Origin of the sequence: Frankia sp. Cppng1_Ct_nod, assembly GCF_920656135.1 — a bacterium.
Taxonomy (GTDB): Bacteria; Actinomycetota; Actinomycetes; order Frankiales; family Frankiaceae; genus Protofrankia; species Protofrankia meridionalis.
Genome location: NZ_CAKKTK010000001.1, coordinates 101,995 through 116,549, shown reverse-complemented (window position 1 = coordinate 116,549; position 14,555 = coordinate 101,995). Strand labels below are relative to the sequence as shown.

Here is a 14,555-nt window from a genome sequence, read left to right as displayed (position 1 = left end):
GGGGCAGTGAGCCGCCGCGGGGCGGCAGGAGGTGGCAGGTGATCGAGTTCTCCGGTGTCGGCCAGCTACGATCGCCGATCGTAGTGGCTGCCTTCGAAGGCTGGAACGATGCCGCGGACGCGTCGTCCGCGGCGGTCGAACACCTGGAGTCGGCGTTCGACGCGAAAGTCATCGGTGCGATCGATCCGGACGACTACTACGACTTCCAGGTCAACCGTCCGACGGTGAGCGGAACCGACGGTGCCTCTCGTAAGATCGCCTGGCCGACCACCCGGCTGTCGGTCGCGCGTCCCGCGCACGGCGACAACGACCTTGTCCTGATCCGTGGTCTTGAGCCGAACATGCGCTGGCGTGGCTTCACCGACGAGCTGATCGAAGCGGTGCACGCGCTCGGCAGCGACATGGTGGTCAGCCTTGGTGCGTTGCTCGCGGACTCTCCGCACACCCGCCCGGTGCCGATCAGCGGGACCGCCGGGGACGCCGCCACCGCGGCCCGTCTTCGTCTGGAACCGTCGAAGTACGAAGGTCCCACGGGCATCGTCGGCGTGTTCGCCGAGGCGTGTGCCCGCGCCGGGCTCGCGTCCGTGTCGTTCTGGGCCGCGGTCCCCCACTATGTGGCGAACCCTCCGTGCCCGAAGGCGACGTTGGCGCTGCTGCGGCGGGTCGAGGACCTGCTGGACATGGAGATTCCCCTGGGGGACCTGGCTGAGCGGGCCCGCGCATGGGAGCGCCAGGTCGACGAGCTCGCCGCGGGTGACACCGAGGTCGCCGAGTACGTTCGGGCACTCGAGTCACGGGAACCCGAGACGGAGCTGCCGGAGGCCAGCGGAGACGCGATCGCCCGCGAGTTCGAGCGCTATCTTCGCCGCCGAGGCAAGTAGCCCTTCGCGGACCGATGTCGTAGGACTATTCTTCGACGATCTCGGCATCGATGATGTCGTCGTCCTTGGGGTAGCGAGGCACCGATGTGCCGGCCGAGGCCGGTGGCCGGGAGAAGAAACCCCCACTAGTGACGTTCTGTTTTGTTTTAGTTTCCGTCTGTTCGTGCGTGGAGGTTCGCGGCCGGAACATCTCGGGCTGCTCCGCGTCCCTGCCGCCGGTCCCGGTCCCGGCGCGGGCAAGGTCTGTCACGGCCCGGTCGATCTCATCCGCGTTCATCAGGCTACGCAGTCGCAACAGTGCCCCAAGGACCTCACCCTGCTGGTGGCGTAGCGTTTCCAGGTTTCCGGACGCCTGCGCGATCCGCTTTTCAAGATTGTCCTGCTGTAGCTGGGCGCGGTGCCGTGACTCCTCGACCGCGTCGAGGACGAGCTTGTCCGCCTGTTCGCGGGCCTCCCGCACGATCGGGTGGTTGGCGGCGGCGTCCTCGATGGCCTCCTTCAGTGCACGCTCCGCGATGCCGCGGGCACCCGCGACGATCTCGTCGGCCTCCTGCTGCGCGACCGCAAGCATGATCCCGATCCGTCCGCCTGCCTGCGCGGAGAGCGGTTCGGGCAGGCGGGACTCGGCGTCGTGGCGGCGGCGTTCGCCTTCCAGCGCCGCCTCTGCCGCAGCCGCCCGTGCCGTCACCTGACTGGCGTACCGCCACAAGGTGGCCAGGTACTCCTCGACCTGGCGCGGGTCATAACCCCGGGCCACTTCGTCGAAGGTCGGGCGTTCGGCGTCAGTTCCGGCGTCTACGCCGGGGTAGTTGGCACCCATCAAACCGAGCTTCCTCCAGCAACGACAGGATCAAGGTCTACCCCCAGCAGCGAGTCGCTGATGGTACGTACCAACCCGGGAGCATCCGGGTCATGCCCCCCGGTGGTCAACGCGGCGGTCGTCCAGCGGTCGACGGCGGCGACGGCAGCGGGCGCGTCGAGATCGTCGGCCAGGTGCCGGCGGACGTCGTCGAGTAGTGGTCGGGCATCCGGACCGTGCTCCCTGCTGGTGGCCAGCTGCCACCGGGCCAGCCGCCCGCGGGCGGATTCGACGGCGGCCGGCGTCCATTCCCACCCGACGGTGTGCTGGTGGTCGAGCAGCGCAAGGCGGATCGCCGCCGGTGGGACGCCGTGGCGCCGCAGGCGGGATACGAACTCCAGGTTTCCTCTGGATTTCGACATCTTGTGACCGTCGAGGGACACCATCGCGGTATGCACATAGGTACGCGCGAACGGCCATACCCCACTTGCGACCTCGGCGTGCGCCACACCGCACTCGTGGTGCGGAAACGTGAGGTCGGTACCGCCGCCCTGAACGTCGATGGTTGCACCCAGGTGGGTCAGGGCGATGGCTGCGCATTCAATGTGCCAGCCGGGCCGGCCCGGACCGAACGGGGATGGCCACGCCGGCTCTCCAGGACGTTCCGCGCGCCACAGCAGGGGGTCGAGCGGATCCTTCTTACCGGGACGGTCCGGGTCGCCACCGCTGTCCGCCGCGCGGGCGACCATTGCCTCGCGACCCAGATGGGAAACCGCGCCGAAATGTGGGGCCGTTTCGACCGGGAAATAGATGTCACTGTCCACCTGGTAGGTGGCACCGTGGGCGTGCAGTTTCCCGATCAGTTCGATCACCAGTGGAATCGACTCGACCGCCCCCACGTACACGGTGGGCGGAAGGACGCGCAACGCGGTCATGTCGGCCCGGAACAGGTCGGTCTGACTGCGGGCGATCTCCCGCCAGTCCGATCCGTCGCGTCTCGCGCGTTCGAACAGCGGATCGTCGACATCGGTGACGTTCTGCGCATAGATGACGTCATGCCCGGCGTCCAGCAGGACCCGGTGCAGCAGGTCGTAGGTGACATAGGTGAATGCGTGCCCAAGATGCGTGGCATCGTACGGGGTGATCCCGCAGACGTACATCCGGGCGGTCCGCCCGGCCGCGAGCGGCCGCACCGAACGGGTGGCCGTGTCGTAAACCCGAAGGGGCATTCCCCGGCCCGGGAGCCGGGAGCGGGTGGGTGCCGGCCAGGATTGCATGCGTGTCAGCGTAGCCGGCTCCGTGTCGGACAGACGCATTTGGCATTAGAAGGGGGGCCAGGGGATTGCCGGCCGGTCGCCGGACGGTACCGGGAAGCGACGTTCGGTCAATAGCCGGTCGATGCGAGCCCGCAGGCTTCGGATCTCCGCATTGGTGAGAAGGCCCGCGAGCGCCCCCGCAAGCCGGCCATCGAGCGCGTCCCGAAGACAGGTCAGCAGTTCCACCTCGCGGGTATGCAGACGCTGCCCCCGCCACGTCCACAGCAGTGTCCGCAGCTTGTTCTCGACGTGGAAGGTCACCCCGTGGTCAATACCGTAGATCCGGCCGGACGGGCCCGGCAACAGGTGGCCTCCCTTGCGGTCGGCATTGTTGACCACCACGTCGAACAGGGCGATCGCCCGGAGCTGACGGTCGTCGGATCTGGTCAGGGTCACCAGGTCGACGGTCTCGTCGACGTCGATCCACAGCTGGACCATGCCGGTGCCGAACGGGCCGTCGCGCAGCACCGTCGGTGGCACGATTCCCGTCCCGGCCTCTTGCGAGACCAGGTAGGCCGCGCGTTCACGGCCGGCGAGCGTACCGTCGGGGAAGTCCCACAGCCCACGCTCGCCGCGGACCGGCTTGTAGACGCACCGCCCGGTGACGCCGTCCAGGCTGATCTCGCAGTACAGGGTCGCGTTGCTGGCGTCGACCAGACGCCCGGTAACAGCGATCTCACCGTCGCGGAGCAGGGTGAGAGCGCCGGCGGAGTCGAGTCCCCCGGCATCGGTCGGTTCGAGTGCCGGGCGTCCGTCGGGCACAGCGCTGGAAACGGGCTCGCTCACGTCGTCAAGTCTCGCTGCTCGCGTCCACGGCCACGCCGCCCACCGGATAAGGATCCGGTTTTCCCGGGGCCTGTGGGTGTGCGCGAAAAACCATGATCGTACGCTCTTTGGTCATCAGGTTGTTCCGGCGCCGCCGCCGACGACGGCGTCACCGTCAGCTGCGTCGCCAGAGGCCCGTGGGGCTGGCAGCAGGTCGGCGACGATCCCACCCCGGTCGTTCACCCGGATCACGAAGGGTCGGCGTTCCGTGTACTGGATTACCGTGAGTGAACATGGGTCGACGGATATCCGCTGGAACAGATCGAGGTGCATACCCATGGCATCCGCGACGATGGACTTGATGACGTCGCCGTGGGAGCAGGCGAGCCAGACCGCGTCCGGACCCAGCCGGGTGTTCCAGTCGCGTACCGCCGCGACCGCGCGATACTGGGTGTCGCGCAGAGCCTCCCCGTCCGGGCCGGGGAAGACCACCGCGCTCGGCTGTTCCTGGACGGTCCGCCACAGCGGGTCCTTGGCCAGCGTCTTCATTTCCTGACCGGTCCAGTCGCCGTAACGGCACTCCCCGAGACGGTCGTCGATGACCACGGGACCGTCGTCCCACGGTTCGGATTCGGATTTGGGTTCGCCCTGGTGCTCCGCGATCGCCAGGGCTGTCTCCTGGCAGCGTTGCAACGGGCTGGAGACGATCGCGGTGAGCGGTACCGAGGCGAGACGCTGGGCCAGGGCCTGGGCCTGTTGCCGACCGCGGTCGTCGAGACCGACACCCGGGGTCCATCCGAGCAGGACGGAACCTGTCACCGCGGTGAGTCCATGGCGGACGAGCAGGACGGTGGTCACCGGACTTCCAACTGGCCGGGCGTCACGGCGTGGCCGCGATGACACCGGAGGCCACGAGCAGCAGCACCAGGCTACCGAGCGCCACCCGGTATGCGACGAACACCATGGTGCTGTGGTGGGCGAGGAACTTCAGGAGGCCTGCGATGGAGGCATATCCGACGATGAACGCGAGGACGGTGGCGAGAAAGGTCGGAGCCGCTCCCACACCGCCGCCGTCGCCGATCTTGCCGAGCTCCAGGAGACCGGACAGCACGACGGCCGGGATCGACAGCAAAAAGGAGTACCGCGCGGCCGCCTCGCGGGTGAGCCCGATCAGGAGCCCGGCGGTCATCGTCGAGCCCGACCGGGACACCCCCGGGATGAGCGCACAGGCCTGGGCGCAGCCGATGATGGCCGCGTCCTTCGGCCCGATGTCGCCGACGGTCCGCTTGCGGGTGGCCTTCCTCTCGGCGTAGAGCAGCGCGAGACCAAGCGTGATCATCGCCGATCCGATCACCCATAGGTTGCGGGCGCCCGTCTCGATCTGGTCCTGGAAGGCGAGGCCGGCAAGGCCGATCGGGATCGTGCCCAGCCCGATATACCAACCGAGGCGGGAATCGAGCGTGCGGCGCACCTGCGGGTCCCGAAGACCCCTGGCCCACGCCACCGCGATCCGACCCAGATCGCTGCGGAAGTAGATCAGGACCGCGGCCATGGTTCCGAGCTGGGTAACCGCGGTGAACGCCGCGCCGGGATCCTCCCAGTCGAGAAACGCCGGGACGATCCGAAGATGGGCCGTGCTGGAGATCGGCAGGAATTCGGTCAATCCCTGCACAGTGCCCAGTACGACCGCTTCCAGGGCGTTCAACAACAGCCCCCTTCTGGACATGGCGCCGAATCATGAACGCCGGACGCGGCTGTCAGCACAGCCATGGACACAACGAGACCAGCTCGGGTGATCGGAACACCAGCCGTACCGACTGGTGCGATCTCACGGTGGCGGGCGTTGCGTCGTGTACTCACCGGCCGCGTACTCCCCCGGAGACTGATGCGTTGCGTCGCAACCCTAACCGGACACAAGACGTGATCTTTCGTCGCCTTGTGTGGTACCGCTGTTCGTCGCCGCACGGACGCCGCCGGCCGAGGCGCCGGCGATGGCTAGGCTTCCGGCATGCCGGCCGAGACCACCATCACCGACGAGACGCCCTTGGCCGACCAGGCTGCCGTGTTCGGCGCGTTCTGTGCCGCCGGGCTGTGGCCGGGACTGGGCCGCACGACCGCCGCGCGCCTGCCGGAGTCCGGGATCCGCACGCCGTCCGATGTCGAGGTGACCCGCCTGGCAGCCATCCAGGGGGTCTCCCCCGTCCGGGCCCGGCGGCTGGTCGACTCCTTCGCCGCAGCCTCCGGTGCCTACACCGCGGCGGAGCTGCTCGTCGCGGCCGACCTGCCGGCGCGCCTGGTGCGCAGGCTGGTGGACGAGCTCGGGCCGGGAGTCGCCGACGCGCTGCGCGCCGACCCGTGGGCGCTGCTCGCCGCGGGTGAGGCCGAACTCGCCCAGGCCGATCGGCTCGCCCGGGTGATGGGCGCCGGACGCGATGACGCCCGGCGCGGTCCCGCGGTGGTGATGTACCTGCTCGGCCGGGCCGCGTCCCGTTTCGGGGACACCGCGGCGCCGCTGGAGACACTGCTGCGGGCCGCGGCCCGGGACGGGGTTGCCGATCCGGTGGCGGCGTTGCGGACCGCGGTGGAGGAAGGCCAGGTCATCGTCAACGGCGAGCTGGCAGCCCTCGACCGGTACGCGATGGCGGAGCAGACCCTGGCCGAGGGGATCGCACGGCTGCTGGCCATCGCCGAGCCGCTGCGTCCGGGGTCCGTACGGCCGAAGCGGTCGGCCGTCCCGGCGCCACCGGCGGCGTCCGCGGCGGATCAGGACGACTTCCCCGGCATGTTCGACGATCTTGATGGTGTCGCCGGGCCCGGCGATGGCACAGGACAGGCCGGTACCGAGAGCGTGCAGGGCGTTTCCGCCGCGGCCGAGGACACGGGCGGCGACAGCGCGGACGGCGACATCGCCGCCGTCCTGGCCGGTCTCGACGAGACCCAGCTGCACGCGGCCCGCACCGCTCTCGACGTCGGGGTGAGCATGCTCACCGGCGGGCCGGGGACGGGCAAGAGCCGGACGGTCGCCGCGGTCGTGCGCCTCGCTCGTGCCGCCGGCGCGCAGATCGCCCTGGCCGCTCCGACCGGACGGGCGGCCAAGCGCCTGGAGGAACTGTGCGAGTGGCCGGCCAGCACGTTGCACCGGCTGCTGCAGGCGCAGGGAACGTCGGGGAGCTTCGCGCGTGACGCGGACAACCCGATCGAGGCGGACCTGGTCGTGGTCGACGAGGTCTCCATGTTGGACGCGCAGCTTGCCGCCGCCCTGCTGGATGCCTGTGCGGACGGTACCCATCTGCTGCTCGTCGGGGATCCCGCGCAGCTGCCCAGCATCGGTCCGGGCCGCGTGCTCGCCGACCTGCTCGCGTCCGGGGTGGCACCCGTCACCGAGCTGCGGCGGCTCTACCGGCAGTCCGAGGGCGGCGGGATCGCGACGCTCGCGATGGCGGTGCGCGCCGGTGAACTGCCACCACCGCCGTCCGGGTCGGACCGGGAGGTGGTGGTGGTTCCCGCCCGTGGCGCGGGCGAGGCGGCGCACCGCGTCGTCCAGCTCGTCACCGACTCCATCCCCCGGGTGTTGGGCATACCCGTCGCGGATGTGCAGGTCGTCACACCTGTGCACGGCGGTCCCGCCGGGACGGCCGCGTTGAACTCCGCGCTGAAGAAGGCGCTCAACCCCGGAGACGGGGCACACGGCGGCTTCGACGTCGGGGACAGGGTGGTGGCTACCGCGAACCATCTCGATGACGGGTTCGCGAACGGGGAGATCGGGGTGGTGCGCGCCATCGGTGACAGGGGTGCGCTCACCGTGGCCTTCCCCGGCGGGGATGTCGAGGTCCCCGGCGGGGCCGTTCCGGACCTGCGGCACGGCTGGGCGGTCACGGTCCACCGCGCTCAGGGCAGCGAGTGGCCGGCGGTGGTGGCGGTGTTCCCACCGGAGGCCGGACGGATGCTGACCCGCCCGCTGATCTACACCGCGTTGACCCGGGCTCAGCGGCATCTGTCGGTGGTGTCGGTAGGCGGCCCGGCGCTGCGAGGCGCCGTGCGCCAGGCCGGTGGTCGGCAGCGCTGCACGCTTCTGCCGTTCCTGCTCGCCCAGGAGATCCAGCCCGAACCCGACGACGACACCGACACCGATATCGATATCGACGACGACACCGATATCGACGACGCCGAGGGTGGGGCGACCGGCTGACACGGGCCGTGGACGGAGTGACTCCGTCGGTGCAGTGAGGTGGTGGGTACCGTCTCGGTGGTGAGCGCCGACCATTCTGGGAGTCCGGTGGCGGACCTACCCGCATCCGCGTCCGTCGGGACGACAGCGGCCACGAGGACGGCTGTGGCCGCTGTCGTGCCGGTCGACCCCGCGGGGACGCAGATCCGGCCCCCTTTCGACCCTGACGGCGTCGGGATGCGCTCGGAGCTGCCCGCGGGAGCATCCCGGCGGGGAGCATGGACCCGCCGGCTGCTGATCGCCGGCACCGTGGCGGCGATCGTGACCGGTGCCTGTCTGCGTTTCGCCACCCCGAGTCACCTGTGGCTGGACGAGTCACTGACCGTCGACATCGCCCGCAGACCGGTCGGTGGGCTGCTCGACGCTCTGCGGCACGACGGTTCGCCGCCCCTGTACTACCTGCTGCTGCACGGATGGATCCGGCTGTTCGGAACCGGTGACGTGGCGGTCCGGGCGCTGTCGGGCCTGCTGTCGCTGGCCACGCTGCCGGTCGCCTGGATCGCCGGCCGCCGCGTCGGGCGCGTCGCGGCGACGTCCGGCAGCGGTGACGCCAGCACCCCCGGGCGGGTGGGGACGGCGGCGCTCCTGCTGTTCGCGTGCTCGCCCTACGCGATCCGGTACGGCAGCGAGACCCGGATGTACTCGCTCGTCGTCCTGCTGGTGCTGCTGTTCGGGTTGGCGCTCGTCCGGGCGCTTGAGCAGCCCTCGCGTGGCCGGCTGGTGGTACTCACGGTTGCCACCTCGGCGCTGGTCTACACCCACTACTGGACGTTCCTGCTGGTCGGAACGGTTGCGGTGTTCCTGGCCGTGCAGGCGCGTCGGCGCTCTCGCTACCGCCGTTCGGCGGGTTCGGCGCTGGCGGCGATGGCCGCCTCGGCCTTTGCGTTCGCGCCGTGGATGCCGTCCTTCCTCTTCCAGATGTTGCACACGGGGACGCCGTGGGCAGCGCGGGTACAGGCACAGGTACTGCTGGACACGGTGTTCGACTGGGCCGGGCCGACGTCGACGGGCGCGCTGCTCGGGGTGGTTCTCCTCGCGGTGGCCCTGATCGGGCTCACCGGTCGACCGCAGGACGACGGACTGCACCTCGTCCCCCGTGGACGGGTGCCCGGACGGTACCTGGCCGCGTTGTGGCTGGTCCCGCTTGTCCTCGCCTACCTTATCAACACTTTTGGTGGTAGCGCCTTTACGGAACGTTATACCGGAATTTCGTTGCCGGCCTTCCTGCTGCTCGCCGCGCTCGGCATTGGGTTGCTTCCCGGACGGGCACGTGTCGCGGTCGGTCTGGTCATCTGTGTGACCGGGCTGTCCGGTGGCTGGAACATGGCACGCCAGGAACGCACCCAGGCCGCGGAGATCGCGAACAGGATCTCCGCGCTGGCCCGCCCGGGCGACGTGGTCGCCTACTGTCCGGACCAGCTGGGTCCGGCGGTGTACCGGGCCATCGAACGCCGTGGCGACCTCGACGTCCAACAGGTCGTCTACGCCGACCCGAGCGGTCCGGCGCTGGTCGACTGGTTCGACTACGCGGTGCGGATGCGGCGGGCGAGCGGCGCGGACTTCGCAGCCCGGGTGAACACGATGGCCGGACCCGGCCATGCCGTCTTCCTGGTCCGGGCGGACGGTTACAAGACCCTGGAAGGGGCCTGCGCGGTCGTGTCCGACCAGCTTGCGGTGCTGCGCGACCGGACCGTCCAGGTTGATCGCCGCAGGGTCTTCGAGGGCGCGTCGCTGGAGCGCTTCTCCACGCTGCGTTAGCCTCCGGTTCCGGTTCCGAGCTCGGAACCGGAACCGGAACCGAGAGCGAGCGTCATCACCAGCAGCGCCATCGGTAGCGTGTAGTGGTTGAAGTACGACTGTTTGTTCATGACGTCGAGGGTGAGCAGCACCGCGGCCGCGCCCGCGCAGAATCCCGCCGCGTCCACGCGTACCCGCCAGGCGAGCCAGTAGGCGAACCCGAGGGCGACCGCCATCGGCGCGAACCCCGTCGTGACGCCGGCGTGGGCCAGCACTCCGGGCACGGACAGGGAATCCCCCCGGACGGGGTAGCGAAGGTTGGTCATCACCGCGTCGTGCCAGAAGTCCGACGGGCCGGCCAGCACCCAGGGGAGGACCACCGCAACCGCGATACCCACGGACGCGAACGCCCGTCTCGGGCCGAAGGCAGGCCATGCCGCGGCGATCGGCACCAGCAGTGCCATGTGCTGCTTGCTCGCAAGGGCGGCGGCGAACAGGACGATCGCCCATCGGGTCCGGCCCGAAGCCACCGCCCACACCATCCCAGCGAGGCATGCGATGAGCAGCGGTTCGGTCCAGGACTGCTGGAGCGCGTACATGGACCCGGGGAAAACCAGTATGACCAGCGGCAGCGCCGCCGGGATGCCCACCCCTTCCGTGAGCGCACCGCGGGCAGCCCGGCGAACGGTCATGGCGGCCAGCACGAGCGCGAGCAGCAGGCCGTAACGGACGTCCCCGAGCCCGAGCCGGAACGGGACGAGCGCCAGCGTCGTTCCCGGCAGGTAAGGGTAGACGTCGAACAACCCGCGGACCGGGTAGTCGGCGCGGCTTCGCGCCCACTGCTGCCGGTACATGTCGGAGCCCTCGACAAGGCCCCGACCTGAGACCTGCAGCAGGTGGAAGACGTCGATCCGCGGCTGCGGCGCGGCGAGCACCATCGCGATCCCGGCGCCGGTCGCAAGACCGACGATCGGCCAGAAACATGCCGGCGACACCAGCCAGCGGGCTGCGGCCCATCGGGGTCCGGCCGGTGGATGCTGCCAGCGCAGGACCGAGGCGGCGGTCAGCAGTCCGGCGGTCACGCCGAGCAGGTCGGAGATGTCCGCCCATGGCCCAGCCGCGTAGTAACGGGGTCGTAGGGCCACCCCGACCGCGACGACCACGGCCAGTGCCGTCCAGGCGGTTGTGGGCGTGCGGCTCATGCGCGCCCGGATGCGGTTGGCGAGGGCACCCCGGCCGGCCTGGGTGCCCACCGCGAGCAGTACCGCGGCCCAGCCGATCACGATGAACGGCAGTGGCCAGGGGCCCCGCCCGTCGCCCGCGGCGATACCCACGGCCACGGCGCACCAGCCGGCCAGCAGCAGGCCACCCGTCCCCCGATTCGGGTGATCTCGTGACGCCCGCCCGGCCGCGGCCGCGGAATTGTCTGCCCGGTCGGGTAGGGACACAGCCATGACGTGCACCATGCCAGAGGGTCCGCGTGGGCCTCCGGCGCGCCCATGGTGCCCGTTCGCGAGCATCGCGGTGTCGCAATCGTCAGGGGGTGCGGGCAGGCCTCCATCCGGCTCATGCCAGACTGAGAAGCCAAGCCGGATTTTGTCCACCGGCTTCTTAGTGTGTCGCGCGGATGACCATCGCGTGCGAAGTTGAGGAGAGGTCAGGCACAGTGGCCGAAAAGCCCGAGGTCGTCGTTATCGGAGCCGGACCGGCAGGTCTTACAGCTGGCTGGGAGCTGGTGAAACGGGACGTACCCGTGACGGTCCTTGAGGGTGACTCGGTGGTGGGGGGTATCAGTCGGACTGCGCAGCGTGAAGGCTGGCGCTTCGACATCGGTGGGCACCGCTTCTTCACCAAGGTGCCCGAGGTCGAGGCTCTCTGGCACGAGATTCTGCCGGACGAGGACTTTCTGATGCGCCCGCGGTCGAGCCGCATCATGTACAACGGGAAACTATTCGATTACCCCCTGCGTGCGGGCAACGCCCTGCGTGGACTCGGTGTGGTCGAGGCGGCGCGATGCATCCTTTCGTACTTCTGGGCGAGGGTCCGGCCGCCGAAGGACCAGACGAAATTCGAGGGGTGGGTCGCGTCACGCTTCGGCTGGCGTCTCTACGGGATCTTCTTCAAGACCTACACCGAGAAGGTGTGGGGTGTGCCCGCGAACACGATCGAGGCCGACTGGGCCGCGCAGCGTATCAAGAACCTGTCATTGATGAACGCCATCATGAACGCTGTCATGCCGAAGCGGAACCAAAAGGACATAGCGTCCCTCATCGAGGAATTCCAGTACCCGAAGTTCGGGCCGGGAATGATGTGGGAAACCGCGGCGGACAAGATCGTCGACCGCGGCGGAAAGATTGTCTTCGAGGAGAAGGTCCGCAGGATCCACCACGCGGATGGCCAGGCCACCGGTGTGACGACCGTGGTCACGGGCGGGTACGGTCCCGGTGCGGGTGCCCCGGAGCCCTCCCGGACCGATATCGGTACCGAGCACCGGTACGAGGCCGACCAGATCGTGTCGTCGATGTCGTTCTCCTCCCTCATCCGTGTGATGGACCCGCCGGCTCCGGCGCATGTGCTGGCGGCGGCGAACGCCCTGAGCTACCGCGATTTCCTCACCGTCGCCCTGGTGGTGCCCGAGTCGGCCGGGTTCCCTGACAACTGGATTTACGTCCACTCCCCCGAACTGCAGGTCGGGCGCATCCAGAACTTTGCGTCGTGGTCGCCGTTCCTGGTGAAGGAGGGACGCACCTGCCTCGGTATGGAGTACTTCGTCTTCGAGGGCGACGAAACCTGGTCGATGCCGGATGACGACCTGATCGCACTCGCGTCCAAGGAACTGGCCCAGTTGGGTCTGGTTCCGGCCGACCAGGTGGAGCGCGGTTTTGTCGTCCGGATGCCGAAGGCATACCCGTTCTACGACGCGCATTACAAGAAGAACGTGGACATCATGCGCGGATGGCTGGCCGAGGTCGCGCCGAACGTGCACCCGGTCGGGCGCAACGGCATGCACCGGTACAACAACCAGGACCATTCGATGTACACCGCACTGTTGACCGTTCAGAACATGATTGACGGTGCCAGCCACGATGTCTGGGGTGTCAACGTCGAGGAGGACTACCACGAGGAAGTCTCTCCCGGTTACACGAGCAAAATGTCGCTCTAGCGGGTCACGGGAAGGGGAGGGGACTGACCGTGACCGACGTCGCGGTTCGGCCGGTGGAGAACATCCCCGGCTCGGCCGAAGAAATCCCGGTCCGGGGGGACCGGGCCACTAAAGCCTTCAAGGCGACCGTTTTTGTTCTGGTTGCCGCGGCCGTGGTGGTGCGTTTTTCCGCACGTCAGGCGTTGTGGCTGGACGAGGCGCAGAGTGTCGCGATTGCGCGGCTTCCGCTGACCGGACCCGCTACAACGCTGTTCGACGGGCTTCGCCAGGACGGCTCACCGCCGCTTTACTACCTGTTGTTGCACGGTTGGATCACGCTGTTCGGAGCGGGCACTTTCGCGGTGCGCGCACTGTCAGCGCTGATCAACCTTGCCGCAGCCGTGCCGTTGTACCTGCTGGCGCGCCGGGTGGTCGGCGAACGTGGCGCCCGGGTGGCGGTGGTGCTGTATCTCACGTCGCCGTTCGCGTTGTACTTCGCGACCGAGACCCGGATGTACAGCCTGGTGGTGCTGCTAACCGCGGCCGGGGGGCTGGCGCTCGAGGCCACGCTGCGGCGGCGGTCAACCGGTTCGGTCATCGCGGTGGCATTGTGCGCCGGGATGCTGGCGTTGACCCACTACTGGTGCTTCTACCTGCTGCTCACGGTTGCCGGCTGGTTGCTGCTCGTCGTGCTGCGACCGCGTCCGGGGTGGGGCACGAGGGGTCCACTCGCGGCGCTCGGCGGTATTGCGGCCGGCGGGCTGGTGTTCGCACCGTGGCTCGGCGGCTTCTTCTACCAACTGGCGCACACCGGTACGCCGTGGGGTGAGCCGGCTTCGTTCGCGGCGATCGCGCATGCCTACGGGCAGTGGGCGGGCGGTCCGACCACCCAGGGACGGTTGCTGCTGTTCCTCATCACGGGACTCGCCGCGGCCGGGATTGCCGGCCGGGCGGTCGACGGCCGCTACGTGATGATCGACCTGAAGGGCCTGGAGCCGGGCCGTACGCTGTTCTTCCTGGCAACGGTGACGCTGTTCGTCGCCGTCACGGCGGGCAAGGTGGTGGGCAACGCCTGGGCCGACCGTTACACGGCCACGGCCTTCGTCCCGTTCCTGCTGGTCATCGGTCTCGGGGCGACCCTCGTCGCGGACACCCGCCTGTTCCGCGGGGTTGTGCTGGTGTGCGCCGTCCTCGGGCTCGTCGGTGGCTACGGCGATCTGTCACGGACCCGAACGCAGGCGGGTGAGACGGCATCCGTACTGGAGCGCCTCGGTCATCCGGGTGACGTGCTGCTGGTCTGTCCGGACCAGCTCGGGCCGGGGCTCGCGCGCACGGTGCCGTCGTGGATGCACACCTATGTGGTCCCGACCTACGCGCCGCCGGACCGGGTGGACTGGACGGACTACGAGAATCGCAACTCCAACGCCAACGGCGTGATTCTCGCTGACCGGGCACTCGCGGAAGCCGGTCCGGGCCACACCGTCTTCATGGCCGGGTCAGGTGCCTACCGGACGTATGAGACCTTGTGCACCCAGGTGCGTGGACGACTGGTGGACGCGCGTCCGCGGGCTGATGAGGTCATGAAGCAGGGCATGCCGGCCAGGGTGTGGGAGAACTTCACCCTGCTGCGGTTCCAGCCCTAGGGCTGGAACCGGACCATGACCGGTGCTGGTACGGCGGCGTCCCG

The 14,555-nt window shown here is 69.2% G+C and carries 11 protein-coding genes; 5 read left to right on the top strand and 6 right to left on the bottom strand.

The window, feature by feature from the left end; genetic code table 11:
* Positions 1 to 38: 38 nt before the first annotated feature.
* The gene (locus NBW77_RS00545) at positions 39 to 881 is read left to right on the top strand and encodes a PAC2 family protein (RefSeq protein WP_131746835.1); all 843 of its coding nucleotides are present in this window, start codon (positions 39 to 41) and stop codon (positions 879 to 881) included.
* A 25-nt stretch (positions 882 to 906) separates the two neighbouring features.
* Here NBW77_RS00545 and NBW77_RS00540 read toward each other — a convergent pair whose 3' ends face one another.
* The 5 genes from NBW77_RS00540 to NBW77_RS00520 all read right to left on the bottom strand — a co-directional run bounded on the left by NBW77_RS00540 (position 907) and on the right by NBW77_RS00520 (position 5,466).
* On the bottom strand, positions 907 to 1,701 hold the full coding sequence (locus tag NBW77_RS00540; RefSeq protein WP_131746834.1) for a DivIVA domain-containing protein: 795 nt from the start codon (positions 1,699 to 1,701) through the stop codon (positions 907 to 909).
* Positions 1,701 to 2,957 (bottom strand): cysteine--1-D-myo-inosityl 2-amino-2-deoxy-alpha-D-glucopyranoside ligase, encoded by a 1,257-nt coding sequence (gene mshC, locus NBW77_RS00535; protein WP_250279123.1) that lies wholly within the window; start codon positions 2,955 to 2,957, stop codon positions 1,701 to 1,703. Before mshC ends, NBW77_RS00540 begins: the two co-directional genes overlap by 1 nt.
* A 45-nt stretch (positions 2,958 to 3,002) precedes the next feature.
* On the bottom strand, positions 3,003 to 3,782 hold the full coding sequence (locus NBW77_RS00530; RefSeq protein WP_250279122.1) for an SCO1664 family protein: 780 nt from the start codon (positions 3,780 to 3,782) through the stop codon (positions 3,003 to 3,005).
* A 114-nt stretch (positions 3,783 to 3,896) separates the two neighbouring features.
* Positions 3,897 to 4,619 carry a histidine phosphatase family protein gene (locus tag NBW77_RS00525; RefSeq protein WP_250279121.1) on the bottom strand — a complete coding sequence of 241 codons (723 nt, stop codon included), beginning with the start codon at positions 4,617 to 4,619 and terminating at the stop codon, positions 3,897 to 3,899.
* Between the two features lie 22 nt (positions 4,620 to 4,641).
* Entirely contained in the window at positions 4,642 to 5,466 is an 825-nt protein-coding gene (locus NBW77_RS00520; protein WP_131746832.1) for an undecaprenyl-diphosphate phosphatase, read from the bottom strand.
* Between the two features lie 303 nt (positions 5,467 to 5,769).
* Here NBW77_RS00520 and NBW77_RS00515 point away from each other — a divergent pair, with 303 nt between their 5' ends.
* Both NBW77_RS00515 and NBW77_RS00510 read left to right on the top strand, forming a co-directional pair.
* Positions 5,770 to 7,950, top strand: coding sequence for an AAA family ATPase (locus NBW77_RS00515; protein WP_250279120.1), 2,181 nt, complete (start codon positions 5,770 to 5,772; stop codon positions 7,948 to 7,950).
* Positions 7,951 to 7,989: 39 nt separating this feature from the next.
* On the top strand, positions 7,990 to 9,747 hold the full coding sequence (locus NBW77_RS00510; protein WP_502799406.1) for a glycosyltransferase family 39 protein: 1,758 nt from the start codon (positions 7,990 to 7,992) through the stop codon (positions 9,745 to 9,747).
* On the opposite strand, the gene NBW77_RS00505 is transcribed toward NBW77_RS00510, so the two are convergent.
* Positions 9,744 to 11,180, bottom strand: a complete 1,437-nt coding sequence (locus NBW77_RS00505; protein ID WP_250279118.1) for a glycosyltransferase — start codon at positions 11,178 to 11,180, stop codon at positions 9,744 to 9,746. The two genes, NBW77_RS00510 and NBW77_RS00505, sit on opposite strands and share 4 nt — an antisense overlap.
* 212 nt (positions 11,181 to 11,392) lie before the next feature.
* Between NBW77_RS00505 and NBW77_RS00500 the strand changes: the two genes are divergently transcribed.
* Together NBW77_RS00500 and NBW77_RS00495 are read left to right on the top strand one after the other, a co-directional pair.
* Positions 11,393 to 12,889, top strand: coding sequence for an NAD(P)/FAD-dependent oxidoreductase (locus NBW77_RS00500; protein ID WP_250279117.1), 1,497 nt, complete (start codon positions 11,393 to 11,395; stop codon positions 12,887 to 12,889).
* A 29-nt stretch (positions 12,890 to 12,918) separates the two neighbouring features.
* Entirely contained in the window at positions 12,919 to 14,511 is a 1,593-nt protein-coding gene (locus NBW77_RS00495; protein ID WP_250279116.1) for a glycosyltransferase family 39 protein, read from the top strand.
* Positions 14,512 to 14,555: the final 44 nt, after the last annotated feature.

Excerpts from the sequence above, each read along its gene's own strand:
- NBW77_RS00540 (WP_131746834.1), bottom strand. The coding sequence starts at position 1,701 with ATGGGTGCCAACTACCCCGGCGTAGACGCCGGAACTGACGCCGAACGC.
- mshC (WP_250279123.1), bottom strand. The coding sequence starts at position 2,957 with ATGCAATCCTGGCCGGCACCCACCCGCTCCCGGCTCCCGGGCCGGGGA.
- NBW77_RS00515 (WP_250279120.1), top strand. The coding sequence starts at position 5,770 with ATGCCGGCCGAGACCACCATCACCGACGAGACGCCCTTGGCCGACCAG.
- NBW77_RS00505 (WP_250279118.1), bottom strand. The coding sequence starts at position 11,180 with ATGGCTGTGTCCCTACCCGACCGGGCAGACAATTCCGCGGCCGCGGCC.